Raw genomic sequence first — 18,370 nt, forward strand, 5'->3', positions numbered from 1 at the left:
GATGCCCGGGCGTTCGCCGCGCCGAAACGGCTTCGGCCGCGCAGGCGGGACAAGCCCGGGCATGACGGCAAGCGCTCGGAGTGTGCTGCGCCGCCTACGCCGCGCGCACGCCTGCCAGGAACGTGCCGACTTCGCCGGAGAGCTGTTCGGCCTGCTTGGAGAGGTTGCTGGCGGCGGCAAGCACCATGCCGGCGGCATTGCCGGTCTCGTTCGCGGCGGTCGAGACGCCGCCGATATTGGTGGTGACCTCCTGGGTCGCCTCCGCGGTCTGCGAGACGCTGCGGGCGATCTCGGCAGTGGCGGCGCCCTGCTCCTCGATCGCGGCCCCGATCGAGGTGGCGATGCGGCTGACCTCCTCGATGGTTGCGGTGATGCCGCCGATGGCGTCCACGGCCTCCTTGGTCGCGCCCTGGATCTGGGCGATCTTGTCGCCGATCTCGCGGGTGGCATCCGCAGTCTGGCTCGCGAGCGACTTCACCTCGGAGGCGACGACGGCAAAGCCGCGGCCGGCTTCGCCGGCGCGCGCGGCCTCGATGGTGGCGTTGAGCGCGAGCAGATTGGTCTGCGCGGCGATGTTGGAGATCAGCTCGGCGACGTGCTCGATCTGCTGGGCGCCGTCCGACAGCGCACGCACGATCGTGTCGGTGCGGCGGGCGCTGTCGACCGCGCGTCCGGTGACCTCTGCGGATTGGGCGACCTGGCGGCTGATCTCGGTGATGGAGGAGGAGAGCTCCTCGGCGGCGGCCGCGACGGTCTGGACGCGCTGACTGGCTTCGGTGGCGGCCGAGCCGACCAATGAGGCGCGGCGGTTGGTGCCTTCGGCGGTCGAGGACATCGACTTGGCGGTATGCTCGAGCTCACCGGAGCCGGAGGCCATCAGGCCGACGAGCTGGCCGACGGAGGCATCGAAGCGGTCGGCGAGGGCGATCAGGGCGTCGCGCTTTTCCTGCTCGGTGCGCGTCTTGGTGGCGGCCTGTTCGGCCTCCAGCGCGCGGGCCGTCAAAGCCGTCTGCCTCAGTACCTCGAGGGTCTCGGCCATGCGGCCGATCTCGTCGCCGCGGTCGGTTTCCTCGACCGGCTTGTCGATGGCGCCCGCGGAAATCTCCTGCATGCGGCTCTTCTGGCGCTCGAGCGCGCTGAGCACGTCGCGGGCGATCAGCCAGGACAGTGCCGCCATCAGCAGCATCAGGCCGGTGCCGATCGCGGCAAGCTCCAGCGTCAACGCACGCACGTCGGCGTCGATGTCGTCGACATAGAGGCCGTAGCTGATGGTCGCGTTCCAGGGGGCGAATTTGCGCGCGAACACGGTCTTGCGGACCGGCTCGGTCTGGCCGGGACGGGGATAGAGATAAGAGGTGACCCCGCCCTGCGGGGTCTGCTCACCCGCCTTGACAATGGCGTCGGCGATCAGGACGCCGTTGGAATCCTTGGCCCCGGTGATCTTGCCCTCGAGCTGCTGGTTGGCGCCGTTCACCAGAAGCGAGGTGTCGGAATTGTAGACGACCGGGTAGCCCTGGTTGCCGTTGAAGTTCATGCGGCGGCCGCGCTGGTGGAAGTGGGCCTTGGCATCGGCCAATGTCAGCTTGCCGGCGGTCACCTCGTCCTGAAGCGATTGTGCGTAATTGTACAGCAACTCGACCGCGGTCCGCATCTGCTGGACGCGATCCTCCATCATGCGGCCCTTGCTCAGTGCGGACGATACGCCGATGATGGCCGCTACTGTGAGTGCAGCAAGGCAGACCATGCTGGCAAGCTTGGTGCGGATCGTCAGATGGCTCAGCAGCTTCATCACAGCCCCTACGGAATGGTTATTGCTCGCCTGGGTAGCATGAAGTTCTTACCAATCATGAATGGAGGCATGCGGCGGCCTGCCAGGCGCGCGGCATCTGCAACCTTATGCGCAATCGTGCAGGCAAATCGCCTTGCCGACCGGCTCAAGCCCGTCCGGGCGACAGAATCGATTTTGGACTTTGGGATCTAAACAGCCTGGCTGGACCTGCAATGACTCGATTCGTTCATCGCATCATCATGTCCCTGCTGCTCGTCGCGGCCCTGGTTCTGATCTGGAACGTGCTGGGGGCGCGCTGAGACGGCACCGCCGGTCTGCCGGTGCCGTCCGTTTGCGGGGTCAAACACTGGCGCCGCAGCGCCGCGTACCCGATCGCTAGTCCTTGCCCATCGCTGCGTCGACGCTGGCCGGGCCGCCGCCCGCCGCCGAGAGATAGAGGCAGGCGAAGCAGAACAGGATGGCGAGAGTGCCATTGTTCAGCAAGGGCAGGAACACCGGTGTTTCGCCCCTGAACATGTGGCCCATGAAATATGCGAAAGCCATTTCGCCGGACAAGATGAAGGCTGAGAGCCGCGAGAACAGGCCGATCATCAACAGTCCGCCAAGCACCAGTTCAAGCGCACCGGCCGCGCCGTAAAGCGACATCAGTTCGACTTTTGCGAACATCGGGACAGCCGGATATTTGAACAGCTTGGCCACGCCGTACTGGAACAGCAACAGGCCGGTCATGAAGCGAAACAGGCTCAGAAGAAGCGGTTGAAAGCGAGTGAGATAAGGAAAGTCCATTGGTTTGCCCTCCATCCAATGCTGCGACTAGGACCGTATTCGGCTCGGTCTCGCAAGCGGCTCCGCGCCAATTTGCGCTGACATTTTCGTCATGTCGGACACGACACCGCACTTCGTCCGTTCGCGCCCGAGCTGTTGCGTACCGTGCCCGCATGACCTGCGTAATTCCCCGGTGACATCGAGGGGTGCAGGTTACGTTGGGGAGACTTACTCCCGCAAGGCGGGGACGATGAGGAATGGAATCATTCCGAGGATCACGCTCGCAAGTGCGAAAACGAGCAGCAGATTGTAGCCGTGCGTGAAATCGTGGATGAGGCCGCCGCTCCACGAGCCGACGGCGGAGCCGAGGCCGCTGCCGATCGAGATGGTGCCGAAGATCGTGCCGACGCGCTTGCCGCGGAAGATCTTCATCGCGGTCGCGGTGATCAGCGGGCCGCGCGAGCCCATCATGCTCCCGAAGCAGACGACGAAGCCGGTGAGCAGGATGACATCGGGATAATACTGAAGCAGCCAGAGCAGCACGATGCCGAGGATCGAGATGGCGTAGCTGAGCAGCACAGAGGGCCGCCGCCCGATCAGCCCGTCGAGCGCGGACACGCCGAGCATGCCGAACACGAGGACGACGCCTGAAAACCCCCAGGCGGTCGCCGCCTGCAGCGGCGGGAAGCCGGCGTCGATCAGATAGGCCACGATCTGGGCGGCGATCGCGTACATGCCGACCGCGGTGAAGAAGAAGGTCGAGAACAGCGCCCAGAAGGCATGGTGGCGCATGGCGCTCGCCAGCGTCCAGCCATGGTCGACGAAGTCGGGATCGCTTCTCTTGGCGACATGCGGCGAGCCGGCCGAAAACATCCGCCAGGGCAGCAGCAGCAGCGGCACCAGCAGGGCGAGCGCGGCGAGGCCATAGACCTGGTAGGTCTCGCGCCAGCCGAGATGGTCGATCAGAAGCTGCGAGGCCGGCAGCAGCGCCAGCACGCCGCCGCCCATCGCCGAGTACACCACCGCCATGGCGGTCGGCAGCTTTGGTCCGAACCAGCGGCCGAGCAGGATCGAGTTGGGCACGTTGCCGATGAAGGCAACGCCGATGCCGACGCAGAGCCCGATCGAGAGCTGGAACTGCCACAACGACTGGGCCCGGCTTGCGATCAGGAAGGCCGAGCCGAGCAGGAGCAGCCCGAGCGCATAGACGACGCGCGGTCCGGAATGGTCGAACAGGCGCCCGACCAGCGGCGCGGTCAGTCCGCTGATCAGCCATGTCAGGGAATAGATCGAGACGACTTGCGCGCGGTCCCAGCCGAAGCTCTCGGAGATCGGCTTGAGGAAGACGGTGAAGCTCTCGCTGAGCCCGCGGCCGAGAACAGCCAGCGTAAAGCACAGGCCGAGCACCACGAGCGCGGTGCGCACCGCCTCCCGCCTGGTGCTTCCGCCCTGTTCCTTGCGCGTTTCCGCTGTCGTTCCCTTGGGCGTGTTCTGATCCATTGCCGTCAGGGAGCGCGCATCCGCGCACCCTGACAAGCAGCGAAAAGCTCATACGCCTATGCAGGCTTGATCAGGATGTGCTTCTTCTTGCCGAAGGACAGCTTGATCACGCCCTCCGGCGTCAGATTGGCCGCAGAGAGCGCCATCTTCTCGTCGGTGACCGGCGCATCGTTGACACGCAGGCCGCCGCCCTTGATCTGCCGCCGTGCCTCGCCGTTGGAGGCGACGAGGCCCGCCTTGACGAAGGCGGCGAGCACGCCGAGGCCGGCGTCGAGTTCGCCGCGCGGAATTTCCACCGTCGGCAGGCTCTCGGCCAGCGCGCCTTCCTCGAAGGTGCGGCGCGCGGTTTCTGCCGCTTCGTTCGCGGCGTCGCGGCCGTGCAGCAGCGCGGTCGCTTCCGTGGCGAGCACCTTCTTGGCCTCGTTGATCTCCGAGCCGCCGAGCGCCTCGAGCTTCCTGATCTCGGCAATCGGCAGCGTCGTGAACAGCTTCAGGAACTTGCCGACGTCGGCGTCCTCGGTGTTGCGCCAATACTGCCAGAAATCGTAGGGGCTGAACTGGTCGGCGTTGAGCCACACCGCGCCTTGCGCGGTCTTGCCCATCTTGGCGCCCGACGCGGTGGTCAAGAGGGGCGTCGTCAACGCGAACAGCTGGTGCGTGCCCATGCGGCGGCCGAGATCGACCCCCATGATGATGTTGCCCCACTGGTCCGAGCCGCCCATCTGCAATTTGCAGCCGGTCCGCTTGGCGAGCTCGACGAAGTCGTAGGCCTGACAGACCATGTAGTTGAACTCGATGAAGCTCATCTCCTGCTCGCGCTCGAGCCGCAGCCGCACCGAGTCCATGGTGAGCATGCGGTTGACCGAGAAGTGCCGGCCGACGTCGCGCAGCATCTCGATCCAGTTCAGCTTGGTCAGCCACTCCGCATTGTCGAGCATGATGGCGTCGCTCTTGCCGTCGCCATAGTTGAGCACCTTGGCGAACACGCCGCGGATCGATTCCTTGTTGGCTTCGATCTCGGCGATCGTGCGCATCGCGCGCGTCTCGTCCTTGCCCGAGGGGTCGCCGACCATGGTGGTGCCGCCGCCCATCAGCGTGATCGGCTTGTTGCCGGACTGCTGCAGCCAGTGCAGCATCATCATGGTCAGATAATTGCCGATATGCAGCGAGCGGGCGGTGCAATCGTAGCCGACATAGGCGGTCGCTTCACCCTTGGCAGCGAGCGCGTCCAGCCCCTCGAAATCCGAGCACTGGTGGACGAAGCCACGTTCCTGCAGGATATTGAGGAAATCCGATTTAAATACAGTCATCTGTCGGCGTGCCCAACAATTCTTGGTTTACTGTTTTGGGGGCAATTTAAGGGTCTTGCATGGGAACCCGACGGCCGCCCGCCACTTGGCGCTGTGGCATTATAAGATGTGCCCCTCTGGCACAAGATCGGCATGCCGGAACGGGTCTTGAGGACGCTGATCCATGATGTTGACGGCACTCGGTCTGATGAGCGGCACCTCGCTGGACGGGGTGGATGTCGCGCTGATCGAAACCGATGGAAAACAGGTGAAGGCGTTCGGGCCGTCCGGCTACCGGCCCTATCAACCTGCGGAGCGCAATCTGCTGCGTCAGGCCCTGGGCGAAGCCGTGCATTTTACCCAGCGCGATGCCCGCCCGGGCGTTCTGGCCGAGGCCGAGCGGGCGGTGACGCAAGCCCATGCCGAGGCGGTGGCCAGCTTCCTGACCCAGAACCGCATGAGGCCGGAGGACATCGACATCGTCGGCTTCCACGGCCAGACCGTGCTGCACCGGCCTGAAAAGCGCCTGACGGTGCAGATCGGCGATGCGCAGGCACTGGCAAAAGCCATCCATATTCCCGTGATGCATGATTTCCGTGCCGCCGATGTCGAAGCGGGCGGGCAGGGCGCGCCCTTCGTCCCGGTCTATCACCGCGCGCTCGCCAATTCGCTGGACCGCGAGGGACCGATCGTCGTGGTCAATATCGGCGGCGTCTCCAACATCACCTATATCGACGGCGACACGCTGATCGCCTGCGATACCGGCCCCGGCAACGCGCTGCTGGACGATTTCATGTATCGCACCATGAACCAGGCGTTCGATGCGGAAGGAAAGTTCGCGAGCCTTGGCAAGGTCGACGAGGCCTGGATCGCGAAGGCCCTGGAGCTGCCGTTCTTTGCGCTGCCGCCGCCGAAATCGCTCGACCGCAACGACTTCGCGGCGCTGAAGCTCGGCGACGTCGCGCCGGCCGCCGGCGCCGCGACGCTGACCGCCTTCACCGCGGCGGCGATCGCCCGAATTATCCCGCTGTTGCCACGGCGGCCACGGAGCTGGATCGTCTGCGGCGGTGGCGCCCGCAACCTCACCATGCTGCGCATGCTGCGGGAGCGGGTGGGATCAGCCACCGTCGAGGCCGCCGAGACCCTCGGCTGGGCCTCCGACGCCATCGAAGCGCAGGCCTTCGGCTTTCTCGCCGTCCGCGGCATGAAGGGCCTGCCGCTGTCGTATCCCGCTACCACGGGCGTGCCGATGCCGATGACGGGCGGGGTGATTGCCCGGCCGTGAGACCTCGACTTTCAGCGCAATCCTGACGCTGTCATTCCCCGCGCAGGCGGGGAATCCAGTACGCCGCGGTTTCTCGGTTCAATCACTGCCGCCTCTGGAATACTGGATCGCCCGCCTGCGCGGGCGATGACAGGGTGTGTGGTGCAGACACGCCAGCGCGATCTCGCGGCGCGTTTCGCCCGAGTTATGCTTCTCGTTCGCGCCCGTTGGTTGCCAAAGGACGCAGGGAAGGCCGGGCGCCGGCGGCACCCGCAGGTCCGTGGCGATAAGAACGCACACGGGGTGGACCACAGGTGTGCCGGTCGCCCGGCCTTCCCTGCGCGGATGGTTTTAACGGTGTCCTTCGTGCTCTCCTCGGGGAGCGTTGCACTATTGCCCCCGTCGCCTTGCGGCTGATCGATGCGCGCACCGGTTGGCCGCCGCATCACCGCGAGGTTTGACGCCAGAACCCCGGGCGTCGGGACCACACGACTTCTCCGTCCGCGGACGATCCCGCCGAACGACCCGAAGGCTTGCGTGTGCTCGCCTCCAGGCATCAACGAGACCGCTGTGACCGCGCCGTGTCGTATGCACGTTGCGTGAGACTCACGGCTGGGCCGCCCTGTCGCCACACATCCGCGCCGGCGCTGCCGCGTCCACCGCACCCCGGCCCGCATCTCGTGACGATCGCGAAGCGCCCCTCTGGCAGGGCCGGGATGAGCGGGTCTATGCCACAAATCCGAAATTCGGAAAAGTGAAATGTTTTTGCGGGTGGGGATTGACGGGTTTTGGGTGTTTTGCCCGACGCCTCGCTGCAGCGCCATCAACTCCTCCGCCGTCATTCCGGGGCGCGCGTAGCGCGAACCCAGAATCCATTGTGCACCAAGCGGTGCTACGCGATGGATTCGGGCCTGCGTGCTGGCGCACGCATCCCGGAATGACGGAGGAGGATTGTCGCGTTGCATCGATATTGACTTATATATGCATCTGCATCTATATTAGATGCAATTGCATCTAACTCGGGATCACACCATGACCGCCTCGCTGAAACTCATCAGCCACAAGCTTTGCCCCTACGTGCAGCGCGCGGTGATCGCGCTGAAGGAGAAGGGCGTGCCGTTCGAGCGCGTCGACATCGATCTCGCCAACAAGCCCGACTGGTTCTTGAAGCTGTCGCCGCTCGGCAAGGTGCCGGTGCTGGTGGTGACGACGGAGCAGGGTGAGGTCGCGCTGTTCGAGAGCAATGTGATCTGCGAGTACATCGAGGAGACGCAAGGCGGTGCGCGGCTGCATCCGCTCGACGCTTTGAAGCGCGCCGAGCACCGCGCCTGGATGGAGTTCGGCTCGGCGATCCTCGGCGATCTCTGGGGGCTGGAGACCACGACCGATGCGGCGACCTTCGAGAGCAAGCGTCAGGCGCTGGTGTCGAAGTTCGCGCGTGTCGAAGCCGCGCTCGGCGCGGGGCCGTATTTCGCTGGCGATGCGTTCAGCCTGGTCGATGCGGTGTTCGCACCGGTCTTCCGCTATTTCGACCTGTTCGACGAGCTGACCGAGCACGGCATCTTCCGCGATGTGCCGAAGGTGCGCGCGTGGCGCGCCGAGCTCGCGAAGCGTCCGAGCGTGCGCACGGCCGTGGGCGCGGACTATCTGCAATTGCTGCGCGCGTTCCTGGTGCGCCACGATGCGCATCTGCTCAAGCTGGCAGCGTGATCTCGTTGTCCGGATTTCGCTGAAATCTAGCCCGGCGATGTATGGGCCCCGGCCCTGCGGCGCATCACTGCGTGATGCACCGCGTCCGGGGCACCGAGAAGCCTCAGCGCACGTTGGCGAGGCGCATATCCAGATACGCCGTGATGGTCTCCATCAGCGGCTCGAGCTTGGCGTCGAAGAAATGGTTGGCGCCGGGGATGATCTGCTGGTCGATCACGATGCCCTTCTGCGTCTTCAGCTTCTCGACCAGCGTGTTGACGTCCTTGGGCGGCACCACCGCGTCCTTCTCGCCGTGCACGATCAGGCCCGACGACGGGCAGGGGGCGAGGAACGAGAAGTCGTAAAGATTGGCCGGCGGCGCGATCGAGATGAAGCCCTCGACCTCGGGGCGGCGCATCAATAGCTGCATGCCGATCCAGGCGCCGAAGGAGAAGCCGGCGACCCAGCAGGCGCGCGCCTCGGGATTGATGGTCTGTGCCCAATCGAGGGCTGCCGCCGCATCCGACAATTCGCCGGTGCCGTGGTCGAACGAGCCCTGGCTGCGGCCGACGCCGCGGAAGTTGAAGCGCAGCACCGAGAAGCCGCGATGGGCGAAGGCATAGTAGCACTGGTACACGATCTGATGGTTCATCGTGCCGTGAAACTGCGGGTGCGGATGCAGGATCATCGCAATCGGCGCGTTCTTCTGCTTGGCCGGGTGATAGCGGCCCTCGGACGGCCGGCAGGGCCGGTGAAAATGACTTCAGGCATGGATGTCTCTGATTGAGTCCCTTGGAGGTGATCCCTGCGCAATCGTCCGATTGTGGCTCTGCCCGGCGTTGCCGCCGACGAGAGCACGGATGAAAGGTGGAGAGGCGCGCCCTCGGATGATGCGCGAGTGGCGCGCAGGTGAACTGACGCGCGCTTCTAACACGAGGCAAGGGTCAAAAAGCAAGCTTCTTCGACATCTCTCAATGGGCTCAAGAGCTTAGCCAGTCATCTCGGCCTCATGTCCGGCCTGGCGGCCGTGACCGGCATCGGCCTGAAATCAAGCGGACCACGTCGGGAGCCGTCCGCTTTGCCTTAGGACACCGCTCAACCGATTGGAATCACGATTATTTGGGGATCGGAGGTCGATCGGCGCCGGCGATTCCCACAGGGGGCTCGGCTTCCGAGCGTGGCGACCGCCGGCCGGTAACGCCGGCTGCCCCCGAGCGTCTGGCCGTTGTCGAAGACGAGCTCGAAATCTCCCGACGGCTTGAGGTCGACGCCGCGCACCCGGTCGAGATTGGCCAGCTTGGTCCGGTGAACGCGAACGATGGAAAAGCGCGCCAGCTCGCTTTCCGCCGCCGCTAGCGTGCCCCGGATCAGGTGCCGAGTGCCGTCGGCGAGGCTGTATTCGATGTAGTTGCCGGCGGAGGCGACCCAGAGGATGTCGCGCGGCACCACGCGAATGCGGCTCGTGCCGTCGCGCAGCCAGATCGCGTCGGGGGACAAGGGCCGGAGCGGAGCGGGCGGAGGCGAGGAGCGGCTGCGGCGCTTTTCAGCTCACGGCGGCTTTCGAGCAGCCAGATCGTGCTGGCGATCAGGACGACGGCCACCGCGTCCTTGCGGAATTCGTAGAGGACCGTCGCGAGCGAAAAGCGAAAATCGTAAGCGCCGCCGGCGAGCCAGAGCGCCAGCTTGCGCGCCCAGACCATGCCGGTGATGTGGAGGGCCGAGAAGCCGAGCAGGATGATCGCCCCGATTGCTGCACGGGCGGCAAGGCCAGGGGTTCCGCGCATGCGGCGGACCGCCAGCACCAGGATCGGCAGCAGCAGCAGGATGATCGCGATGCTCGACATCTCCCAGAACAGCCGCCGGCCGATGTCGTAGCTGTCGCCGCGCCAAGCCGCGTCCTGGGCTCCCGAGAACGCGTTGACGATTCCGATCGCGAGCGCGACCGCCGCGATCGCAGCGAACGTGGTCCGGTCGCCCCCGCTAATCCCGAAAGGTCCGCTATTCGTCCCAGCCACCGGCGGCTCGTCCCGTCGCGTCGGATTCTGATCCCAAACCGGCTCGACGCGCGGCGTCGGCGGAGCATTTTCGGTGTCAGCCATTTTCACTGTCAACCTGGCCCGAAAACCGCGTTCGTCGTCCCGTCAAGGAGCAGAAAACCATGACAACACCACAGCAATTCCAAAGCTCGGACAGGCGCATCGATCTGGACTGGGTGCGGATTTTAGCCTTCGGGCTGCTGATCTTCTACCACGTCGGCATGCTCTACGTGTCCTGGGGATTTCACATCAAGAGCGAGCACCGGCTGACCTGGCTGGAACCGGTGATGCTGTTGCTAAATCCCTGGCGGCTGTCGCTGCTGTTTCTGGTGTCCGGGGTTGCCACCCGCTTCATGCTCGACAAGTCGACCCTGGCCGCGCTTGCCGGTGCCCGGTCGGCACGGCTGCTGATCCCGCTGGTTTTCGGCATGCTCGTGATCGTGCCGCCGCAATCCTATCTGCAGATCGTCGAAAGCCTCGGCTATCCCGCGGGCTTTCTCGATTTCTATGCCAGGCATTACTTTGCGTTCGGCGCGCAGTTCTGTCCGAACCCCTGCATCGTGCTGCCGACCTGGAACCATCTCTGGTTCGTGGTCTATCTGTGGGTCTACACGATGGCCTTGATCGGCGTGCTTGCGCTCTGGCCGGCCGGCGCTGACTGGCTTGGGCGCAAGCTGGCCGTCGTGCTCGCCGGGCCGTGGCTCCTGATCGTGCCGTGCGTGTTGTACGTGGCCTGGCGCCTGGTGCTGTTTCCGGCCTTCCCGTCGACCCATGCGCTGTTCGGCGACTGGTACAACCACGCCGACCACGCCACCGCCTTCCTGATCGGTTTCCTGCTGGCGAGGCAGGAGGGGATCTGGCGCGAGGTCGAGCGCCAGCGTTGGGGGGCGCTGGCGGCTGCAGCGGCCTGCTTCTCGGCCTTCATCCTGGTTCGCAGCGGACTGTTTGCGCCGTCACCCGCGCTGAAGTGGGCCGCCGCCTCGGCCTATGGTTGCTACCAGTGGCTCGCGATCGCCGCCGTGCTGGGCTTTGCGCGACGCCACCTCGCCGCCGACGGACCGGTGCGGCGCTATCTCACCGACGCGATCTTCCCGTACTACATCGTGCATCAGACCGCGATCATCGTGATCGCCCACGCCTTGCGCGACAGCGGTCTCCCGGTTGGGGCCGAGGCCTTCATCGTCATCATTGGGACCGCACTCGCATGTGTGGCGACCTATGAAATCGTCCGGCGCATTGTCTGGCTGCGACCTCTGTTCGGATTGCGGGTGCTGCCGCGGACGGTTGCCGCGATGGAGCCGCACCGGCCGGCCCTGATGCACGCGGCCTCCGATTGGACGGATGGCAAAAGGTGCTAAGAGGGCGAGATGCCGACCCGTGTCTATCTCGACTGGAACGCGACCACGCCGCTGCGGCCCGAGGCTCGGGCCGCGATGGTTGCGGCCTTCGACCTGGTCGGCAATCCCTCATCGGTTCATGCCGAGGGACGGGAGGCGCGACGACTGGTGGAGGAGGCTAGAGCCGAGCTTGCCTTGGCGGTCGGCGCCTTGCCCCGGAACGTGGTCTTCGCCTCGGCGGGAACCGAGGCCAACGCGCTCGCGCTGTCGCCGGGGTTGCGGGGACCGTCCGGCGGACCTGTCCAGCGGCTGCTGGTGTCGGCGGTCGAGCACGCCTCCGTGCTGGCGGGAGGCCGGTTCCCGGCGGACAGGACCGGCCTGATCCGCGTCACGCGCTCCGGCGTGGTCGATCTCGAGCACCTGAAGGCAAGGCTCGCGGACGGGCCGCCGGCGCTGGTCTCGATCATGGCCGCCAACAACGAGACGGGCGCGCTCCAGCCGGTCGCCGAGGCGGCGCGGATCGTTCACGAGGCCGGCGGCCTCCTGCACGTCGATGCGATCCAGGCGCTTGGGAAAATCCCTTTCGATATCAAGGCTATGCGCATCGACCTTGCGACCTTTTCTGGCCACAAGATCGGCGGCCCCAAGGGCGTCGGCGCACTGGTCATGGCGGAGGGGATCGCCGGACTGGAGCCGGTGCTGCGAGGCGGCGGGCAGGAGCTCAGCCGTCGCGCCGGAACCGAGAATGTCGCCGGCATCGCCGGCTTTGGTGCTGCCGTGAAAGTCGCGCTTCAGGCTCTGCCGGAGGATGCGGAGCGCATCACAACCCTCAGAACCCGCTTGGAAAACGGCATCCGGGGGATCGCGGGCGCCACCATCTTCGCGGAGGACGCCGAGCGGTTGCCGAATACCGTCCTGTTCACGGCGCCCGGCCTCAAGGCCGAGACGGCCGTGATCGGCTTCGACCTCGAAGGCATCGCCGTCTCCTCCGGCTCGGCCTGCTCCTCGGGCAAGGTCCAGCCGTCCCACGTGCTTTCCGCCATGGGCTTCGACCCCGCAGTAGCGCAGGGAGCGGTGCGCCTCAGTCTGGGCTGGTCCACGGAACCAGATGACATCAATAGGGCGTTAGAGGCTTGGCGAAAGCTCGGTAATACCCTACTTAAGGGCTAAGCGATGAAACACGGCTTGAACGGTTCTAAGCCCGTGCTTTCCGCAGAGAAATATCGTAATACTCGACCGAGTTTGATCCACCGCGGTCCTTGAAACCGCGAGCGGAGGATGGAATGCCAGCCGTACAAGAGACGGTCGAGCGCGTGAAGCGCATCGACGTCGACCAGTATCGTTATGGGTTTGAGACCCTGATCGAGTCCGACAAGGCCCCCAAGGGGCTGTCGGAAGACACCGTCAAGTTCATCTCGCAGAAGAAGAACGAGCCCGCCTGGATGCTGCAGTGGCGGCTCGAGGCCTATCGGCGCTGGCTGACCATGGCCGAGCCGACCTGGGCGCGCGTCGACTATCCCAGGATCGACTTCCAGGATCTCTATTACTATGCGGCGCCGAAGCCGAAGAAGACGGTCACCTCGCTCGACGAGATTGATCCGGAGATCCTGAAGACCTACGAGAAGCTCGGCATTCCCTTGCGGGAAGTCGCCATGCTCGAAGGCGTCGAGCCCAAGCCGGGCGAGGAGGATCCCGTCCGCCGCAAGATCGCGGTCGATGCTGTCTTCGATTCGGTCTCGGTGGCGACCACGTTCAAGGCCGAGCTGAAGAAGGCCGGCGTGATCTTCATGCCGATCTCGGAGGCGATCCGCGAGCATCCTGAATTGGTGCAGAAGTACCTAGGCTCGGTGGTGCCGACCTCCGACAATTTCTATGCGACCTTGAACTCGGCGGTGTTCTCCGACGGCTCGTTCGTCTACGTGCCGCCCGGCGTGCGCTGCCCGATGGAGCTGTCCACTTACTTCCGCATCAACGAGCGCAACACCGGCCAGTTCGAGCGCACGCTGATCATCGCCGACAAGGGCTCCTACGTCAGCTATCTCGAAGGCTGCACCGCGCCGCAGCGCGACGAGAACCAGCTGCACGCCGCCGTGGTCGAGCTCGTCGCGCATGACGATGCCGAGATCAAATATTCGACGGTGCAGAACTGGTATCCCGGCAATTCCGAAGGCAAGGGCGGCATCTACAATTTCGTCACCAAGCGTGGCGATTGCCGCGGTGCCAATTCCAAGATCTCCTGGACCCAGGTCGAGACGGGATCCGCCATCACCTGGAAATATCCGAGCTGCATCCTGCGCGGCGACAATTCGCGCGGCGAGTTCTACTCGATCGCGATCTCGAACGGCTTCCAGCAGGTCGACAGCGGCACCAAGATGATTCACCTCGGCAAGAACACGTCGAGCCGGATCATCTCCAAGGGCATCGCTGCCGGCAGGTCGCAGAACACCTATCGCGGCCTCGTTACCGCGCACCGCAAGGCGACCGGCGCGCGCAACTTCACCGCCTGCGATTCGCTGCTGATCGGCGACAAATGCGGCGCGCACACCGTGCCCTACATCGAGGCCAAGAACTCGTCGGCGACGTTCGAGCACGAAGCAACCACCTCGAAGATCTCCGAGGACGTGCTGTTCTACTGCATCCAGCGCGGGCTCAGCCAGGAAGAGGCCGTCGGCCTCGTCGTCAACGGCTTCGTCAAGGACGTGCTGCAGCAGCTGCCGATGGAGTTCGCGGTGGAAGCGCAGAAGCTGATCTCGATCTCGCTCGAAGGGTCGGTCGGTTAACTCGGACCTCATCCTGAGGAGGCCACGCAGCGGCCGTCTCGAAGGATGGATACCGGAAAGATTGTTGGCCTCAATCCTTCGAGACGCGCCTTGCGGCGCTCCTCAGGATGAGGGGATAGATGGAAAAACATGATGGCTTTGCTTGAAGTGAAAGACCTCAAGGTTCGTGTCGAGGAGCGTGAGATCCTCCATGGGCTGACGCTGACCGTGAACGAGGGCGAGGTGCACGCGATCATGGGGCCGAACGGCTCCGGCAAGTCGACGCTCTCGCACGTCATCGCCGGCAAGCCCGGCTACGAGGTCACCGACGGCCAGATCCTGTTCAAGGGCGAGGACCTCCTGGAGATGGAGCCGAACGAGCGCGCCGCCAAGGGCGTGTTCCTGGCGTTCCAGTACCCGGTCGAGATTCCCGGTGTCGCCACCATGAATTTTCTGCGTACGGCGCTCAACGCCCAGCGCAAGGCGCGCGGCGAGGATGAATATTCGACGCCGGATTTCCTCAAGAAGGTCCGCGAGGTCTCGAAGTCGCTGAACATCCCGCAGGACATGCTCAAGCGCGGCGTCAATGTCGGCTTCTCCGGCGGCGAGAAGAAGCGCAACGAGGTGCTGCAGATGGCGCTGTTCGAGCCGAGCCTGTGCATCCTCGACGAGATGGATTCCGGCCTCGACATCGATGCGCTGCGCATTGCGGCCGACGGTGTCAACGCGCTGCGCTCGCCCAAGCGTTCGATGGTCGTCATCACCCATTATCAGCGGCTGCTCAACTACATCGTGCCCGATGTCGTGCACGTGATGTCGAAGGGCCGTGTCGTGAAGAGCGGTGGCAAGGAACTGGCGCTGGAGCTGGAAGCGTCCGGCTACGCCCAGTTCGAGGATGCCGCGTAAGGATTGTTTGCAATGAACGTTGCTGTGGCAAAGACCGGAAAGGGCCGCGCGGTGAGCGATCTCTTCACCAGCGCCGAGGGCCGGCTGCCGGGTTCGCCGGGGGTCATCGCCGTGCGCCGCGAGGCGTTCGAGACCTATGAGCGGCTCGGCCTGCCGCACCGCCGGATCGAGGAATGGAAATACACCGACCTGCGCGCGCTGGTCGGCGAGGTGCTGCCGCTGGCAGCCGCGCCCGATGCGGCCGCGTTGAAGCGCGCCGCGGACGCGGTGAAGGTCCATGCGATCGCCGGCGCCCGCAAGCTGGTGCTGGTCGATGGCGTGTTCGCGGCCGGTCTCTCCGATGTGAAGGCGCTGGTTTCAGAAGCTGGTGTCAAGACGCTACGCGAGATCCTGGACAACGGGGCCAACCCGGTCGCGGGCGATCTCCTCCGAACCACCTCGACCGATGGAGTGATCTCGCTCAATGCAGCCATGGCGACGGATGGGGTGGTCGTTACGATTGCCGACGGCGTGCAACTGGCCGCTCCGATCCAGATCATCCATGTTGCGACGGCGGCTGGCGCGTCCGCGTTCACCCGCTCGCACCTGCGGATTGGCAAAGGTGCTCGTGCCACGATCATCGAGACATTCGTCGCGGCCGGAAAGGCAGGCGGCTATCAGGTCAACGATGCGGTGATCCTCTGGATCGGCAATGACGCCGATGTCGCGCACATCCGTCTGATGGACGACGCGCCCGACGCCGTGAACATCACCTCGCACTTCGTCACCGTCGGCGCCAACACCAAGCTCAACTTCTTCAACATGACCACCGGCGCTGCGGTGAGCCGCCTTCAGGGCTTCATCACGCTGGCGGGCGAGGGCAGTGAGCTCTCGGCCAACGGCGTCAACCTGCTGAAGAAGACCGAGCATGGCGACACCACGCTGGTGGTCGACCACGCCGTGCCGAACTGCGTCAGCCGCGAGATCTTCCGCGCCGTGATCGACGACCGCGGCCACTCGGTGTTCCAGGGCCGCATCATCGTCCGTCCCGACGCGCAGAAGACCGACGGCAAGATGATGACCCGTGCGCTGCTGCTGTCGGACGAGGCCGAGGCCGACAACAAGCCCGAGCTGGAAATCTTCGCCGACGACGTCTCCTGCGGCCACGGCGCCACCGCCGGCGCGCTCGACGACAGCCTGCTGTTCTATCTGAAGGCGCGCGGCCTGCCGGAAAAGCAGGCCCAGGCGCTGCTGATCCAGGCTTTCGTCGGCGAGGCGGTCGAGCAGATCGCCGACGAGGCCCTGCGCGAGCACGTGATCGGCATCGCCGAGCGCTGGCTGGAGCGGCGCTCATGAGCACGCATCCTGCGGTCAAGAACGGCGCCTATGACGTCGCGCGCGTGCGCCAGGACTTTCCGGCGCTCGCGCTGCAGGTCTACGGCAAGCCGCTGGTGTATCTCGACAACGCCGCCTCGGCGCAGAAGCCGAGCGCCGTGCTCGAGCGCATGACGCAGGCCTATACGAGCGAATACGCCAACGTGCATCGCGGCCTGCATTACCTCGCCAACGCGGCGACCGAAGCCTATGAGGGCGGCCGCACCAAGGTGGCGCAGTTCATCAACGCGCCGCGGACCGAGGAGGTGATCTTCACCCGCAACGCGACCGAGGCGATCAATCTGGTCGCGTCGTCCTGGGGCGGGCCGAACATCAACGAGGGCGACGAGATCGTCATCTCGATCATGGAGCACCATTCCAACATCGTGCCCTGGCATTTCCTCAGGGAGCGCCAAGGTGCGGTGATCAAATGGGCGCCGGTCGACGACGAAGGCAATTTCCTCATCGACGAGTTCGAGAAGCTGCTCACGGCCAGGACCAAGCTGGTTGCGATCACACAGATGTCGAACGCGCTCGGCACCATCGTGCCGGTCAAGGAGGTCGTCAGAATCGCCCATGCGCGCGGCATTCCCGTGCTGGTCGACGGCAGCCAGGGCGCCGTGCATCTGCCGATCGACGTCCAGGACATCGGCTGCGACTTTTACGTCTTCACCGGCCACAAGGTGTACGGGCCGACCGGCATCGGCGTGCTCTGGGCCAAGTACGACCATCTCGTCGCGATGCGCCCCTTCAACGGCGGCGGCGAGATGATCCGCGAGGTCTCGCGCGATGTCGTCACCTATGGCGATCCCCCGCACAAGTTCGAGGCAGGCACGCCGGCGATCGTCGAGGCCGTCGGCCTTGGCGCCGCCATCGACTACGTCAACTCGATCGGCAAGGAACGCATCGCCGCGCACGAGGCCGATCTCACCACCTACGCACAGGATCGCCTGCGCGAGATCAACTCGCTGCGGCTGATCGGCACGGCCCGGGGCAAGGGCCCGGTGATCTCCTTCGAGCTCAAGGGCGCGCACGCCCACGACGTCGCCACCGTGATCGACCGCCAGGGCATCGCGGTGCGTGCCGGCACCCATTGCGTGATGCCGCTTTTAGAGCGGTTCAACGTGACGGCCACCTGCCGGGCCTCGTTCGGCATGTATAATACGCGGGAAGAAGTCGATCATCTGGCACAGGCGCTGTTGAAGGCGCGGGATTTGTTCGCATGAGTGACACGGCCGAAATCAAAGCCAATCCGATGGAGACCCATTCGGCGCTGCCGCCGGAGGAGACCGAGCGGCTGACCCGCGAGATCATCGCCGGGCTCAAGACCGTGTTCGACCCGGAAATTCCCGCCGACATCTACGAGCTCGGCCTGATCTACAAGGTCGAGATCAAGGACGACCGCTCCGTCGACGTGCAGATGACGCTGACGACGCCGAACTGCCCCGCCGCCGGCGAGCTGCCGACCATGGTCGAGAACGCGGTCGCCAGCGTTCCCGGCGTCGGCGTGGTCGACGTCAAGGTGGTCTGGGAGCCGCCGTGGTCGCCCGAGCGCATGAGTGACGAGGCCCGCCTCGTCCTCAACATGTGGTGACGCGTTACACCGGCATTGAATTCGCTCCGCAACGGACCAGATAGATAAGATGACCCAGATTTCGTCAGGTTCGACCCCAGCATCCGCTC

At 65.0% G+C, this 18,370-nt stretch carries 15 protein-coding genes and 1 pseudogene; 9 read left to right on the forward strand and 7 right to left on the reverse strand.

All coding sequences use genetic code 11. The annotated features are described in order from the left end of the window. Positions 1–94: 94 nt before the first annotated feature. The 4 genes from ACETMP_RS05405 to tyrS form a co-directional block, all read right to left on the reverse strand. Positions 95–1,789, reverse strand: coding sequence for a methyl-accepting chemotaxis protein (locus ACETMP_RS05405; protein WP_375160159.1), 1,695 nt, complete (start codon positions 1,787–1,789; stop codon positions 95–97). A gap of 375 nt (positions 1,790–2,164) precedes the next feature. Beyond that, on the reverse strand, positions 2,165–2,575 hold the full coding sequence (locus ACETMP_RS05410) for a DoxX family protein (protein WP_375160160.1): 411 nt from the start codon (positions 2,573–2,575) through the stop codon (positions 2,165–2,167). A 207-nt stretch (positions 2,576–2,782) separates the two neighbouring features. Further along, positions 2,783–4,054 (reverse strand): MFS transporter, encoded by a 1,272-nt coding sequence (locus ACETMP_RS05415; RefSeq protein ID WP_375160161.1) that lies wholly within the window; start codon positions 4,052–4,054, stop codon positions 2,783–2,785. A gap of 56 nt (positions 4,055–4,110) precedes the next feature. Next, a complete protein-coding gene (gene tyrS / locus ACETMP_RS05420) occupies positions 4,111–5,364 on the reverse strand; it encodes a tyrosine--tRNA ligase (RefSeq protein WP_375160162.1) in 1,254 nt (417 codons plus the stop codon). Positions 5,365–5,527: 163 nt separating this feature from the next. Between tyrS and ACETMP_RS05425 the strand changes: the two genes are divergently transcribed. Then, the gene (locus ACETMP_RS05425) at positions 5,528–6,628 is read left to right on the forward strand and encodes an anhydro-N-acetylmuramic acid kinase (protein ID WP_375160163.1); all 1,101 of its coding nucleotides are present in this window, start codon (positions 5,528–5,530) and stop codon (positions 6,626–6,628) included. Positions 6,629–7,639: 1,011 nt separating this feature from the next. After that, complete coding sequence (locus ACETMP_RS05430) at positions 7,640–8,317, forward strand: glutathione S-transferase family protein (RefSeq protein ID WP_375160164.1); 678 nt, start codon at positions 7,640–7,642, stop codon at positions 8,315–8,317. Between the two features lie 103 nt (positions 8,318–8,420). Here ACETMP_RS05430 and ACETMP_RS05435 read toward each other — a convergent pair. From ACETMP_RS05435 to ACETMP_RS05445, 3 genes and pseudogenes are all read right to left on the reverse strand, one after another. Continuing rightward, positions 8,421–9,067, reverse strand: a pseudogene (locus ACETMP_RS05435) (alpha/beta hydrolase). Positions 9,068–9,391: 324 nt separating this feature from the next. Further along, positions 9,392–9,742, reverse strand: coding sequence for a LytTR family DNA-binding domain-containing protein (locus ACETMP_RS05440; RefSeq protein ID WP_375160165.1), 351 nt, complete (start codon positions 9,740–9,742; stop codon positions 9,392–9,394). After that, a complete protein-coding gene (locus ACETMP_RS05445) occupies positions 9,664–10,395 on the reverse strand; it encodes a hypothetical protein (RefSeq protein ID WP_375160166.1) in 732 nt (243 codons plus the stop codon). The genes ACETMP_RS05440 and ACETMP_RS05445 overlap by 79 nt, the downstream gene beginning before the upstream one ends. A gap of 59 nt (positions 10,396–10,454) precedes the next feature. On the opposite strand from ACETMP_RS05445, the gene ACETMP_RS05450 reads away from it, so the two are divergent. From ACETMP_RS05450 to ACETMP_RS05480, 7 genes are all read left to right on the forward strand, one after another. Further along, complete coding sequence (locus ACETMP_RS05450) at positions 10,455–11,690, forward strand: acyltransferase (protein WP_375160167.1); 1,236 nt, start codon at positions 10,455–10,457, stop codon at positions 11,688–11,690. 9 nt (positions 11,691–11,699) lie between these two features. Beyond that, positions 11,700–12,839, forward strand: a complete 1,140-nt coding sequence (locus ACETMP_RS05455) for a cysteine desulfurase family protein (RefSeq protein WP_375160168.1) — start codon at positions 11,700–11,702, stop codon at positions 12,837–12,839. A gap of 113 nt (positions 12,840–12,952) precedes the next feature. Then, positions 12,953–14,449, forward strand: coding sequence for a Fe-S cluster assembly protein SufB (gene sufB / locus ACETMP_RS05460; protein ID WP_375160169.1), 1,497 nt, complete (start codon positions 12,953–12,955; stop codon positions 14,447–14,449). 132 nt (positions 14,450–14,581) lie between these two features. Beyond that, entirely contained in the window at positions 14,582–15,334 is a 753-nt protein-coding gene (gene sufC / locus ACETMP_RS05465) for a Fe-S cluster assembly ATPase SufC (RefSeq protein WP_028136651.1), read from the forward strand. A 12-nt stretch (positions 15,335–15,346) separates the two neighbouring features. Continuing rightward, on the forward strand, positions 15,347–16,669 hold the full coding sequence (gene sufD / locus ACETMP_RS05470; RefSeq protein ID WP_375160170.1) for a Fe-S cluster assembly protein SufD: 1,323 nt from the start codon (positions 15,347–15,349) through the stop codon (positions 16,667–16,669). Next, positions 16,666–17,913, forward strand: a complete 1,248-nt coding sequence (locus ACETMP_RS05475; RefSeq protein WP_375160171.1) for a cysteine desulfurase — start codon at positions 16,666–16,668, stop codon at positions 17,911–17,913. Before sufD ends, ACETMP_RS05475 begins: the two co-directional genes overlap by 4 nt. Then, positions 17,910–18,281: an SUF system Fe-S cluster assembly protein gene (locus ACETMP_RS05480; protein WP_018641712.1), complete on the forward strand. Its 372-nt coding sequence runs from the start codon at positions 17,910–17,912 to the stop codon at positions 18,279–18,281. Before ACETMP_RS05475 ends, ACETMP_RS05480 begins: the two co-directional genes overlap by 4 nt. Positions 18,282–18,370: the final 89 nt, after the last annotated feature.

The organism is Bradyrhizobium dasycarpum, assembly GCF_042019905.1.
Classification (GTDB): domain Bacteria; phylum Pseudomonadota; class Alphaproteobacteria; order Rhizobiales; family Xanthobacteraceae; genus Bradyrhizobium; species Bradyrhizobium japonicum_B.

Bases quoted from the DNA above. Each gene is read 5' to 3' on its own strand.
- ACETMP_RS05450 (WP_375160167.1), top strand. From the start codon at position 10,455: ATGACAACACCACAGCAATTCCAAAGCTCGGACAGGCGCATCGATCTG.
- ACETMP_RS05415 (WP_375160161.1), bottom strand. From the start codon at position 4,054: ATGGATCAGAACACGCCCAAGGGAACGACAGCGGAAACGCGCAAGGAA.
- ACETMP_RS05445 (WP_375160166.1), bottom strand. From the start codon at position 10,395: ATGGCTGACACCGAAAATGCTCCGCCGACGCCGCGCGTCGAGCCGGTT.
- ACETMP_RS05425 (WP_375160163.1), top strand. From the start codon at position 5,528: ATGATGTTGACGGCACTCGGTCTGATGAGCGGCACCTCGCTGGACGGG.
- ACETMP_RS05480 (WP_018641712.1), top strand. From the start codon at position 17,910: ATGAGTGACACGGCCGAAATCAAAGCCAATCCGATGGAGACCCATTCG.
- ACETMP_RS05405 (WP_375160159.1), bottom strand. From the start codon at position 1,789: ATGAAGCTGCTGAGCCATCTGACGATCCGCACCAAGCTTGCCAGCATG.
- tyrS (WP_375160162.1), bottom strand. From the start codon at position 5,364: ATGACTGTATTTAAATCGGATTTCCTCAATATCCTGCAGGAACGTGGC.
- ACETMP_RS05430 (WP_375160164.1), top strand. From the start codon at position 7,640: ATGACCGCCTCGCTGAAACTCATCAGCCACAAGCTTTGCCCCTACGTG.
- sufB (WP_375160169.1), top strand. From the start codon at position 12,953: ATGCCAGCCGTACAAGAGACGGTCGAGCGCGTGAAGCGCATCGACGTC.
- sufC (WP_028136651.1), top strand. From the start codon at position 14,582: ATGGCTTTGCTTGAAGTGAAAGACCTCAAGGTTCGTGTCGAGGAGCGT.
- sufD (WP_375160170.1), top strand. From the start codon at position 15,347: ATGAACGTTGCTGTGGCAAAGACCGGAAAGGGCCGCGCGGTGAGCGAT.
- ACETMP_RS05455 (WP_375160168.1), top strand. From the start codon at position 11,700: ATGCCGACCCGTGTCTATCTCGACTGGAACGCGACCACGCCGCTGCGG.
- ACETMP_RS05475 (WP_375160171.1), top strand. From the start codon at position 16,666: ATGAGCACGCATCCTGCGGTCAAGAACGGCGCCTATGACGTCGCGCGC.
- ACETMP_RS05410 (WP_375160160.1), bottom strand. From the start codon at position 2,575: ATGGACTTTCCTTATCTCACTCGCTTTCAACCGCTTCTTCTGAGCCTG.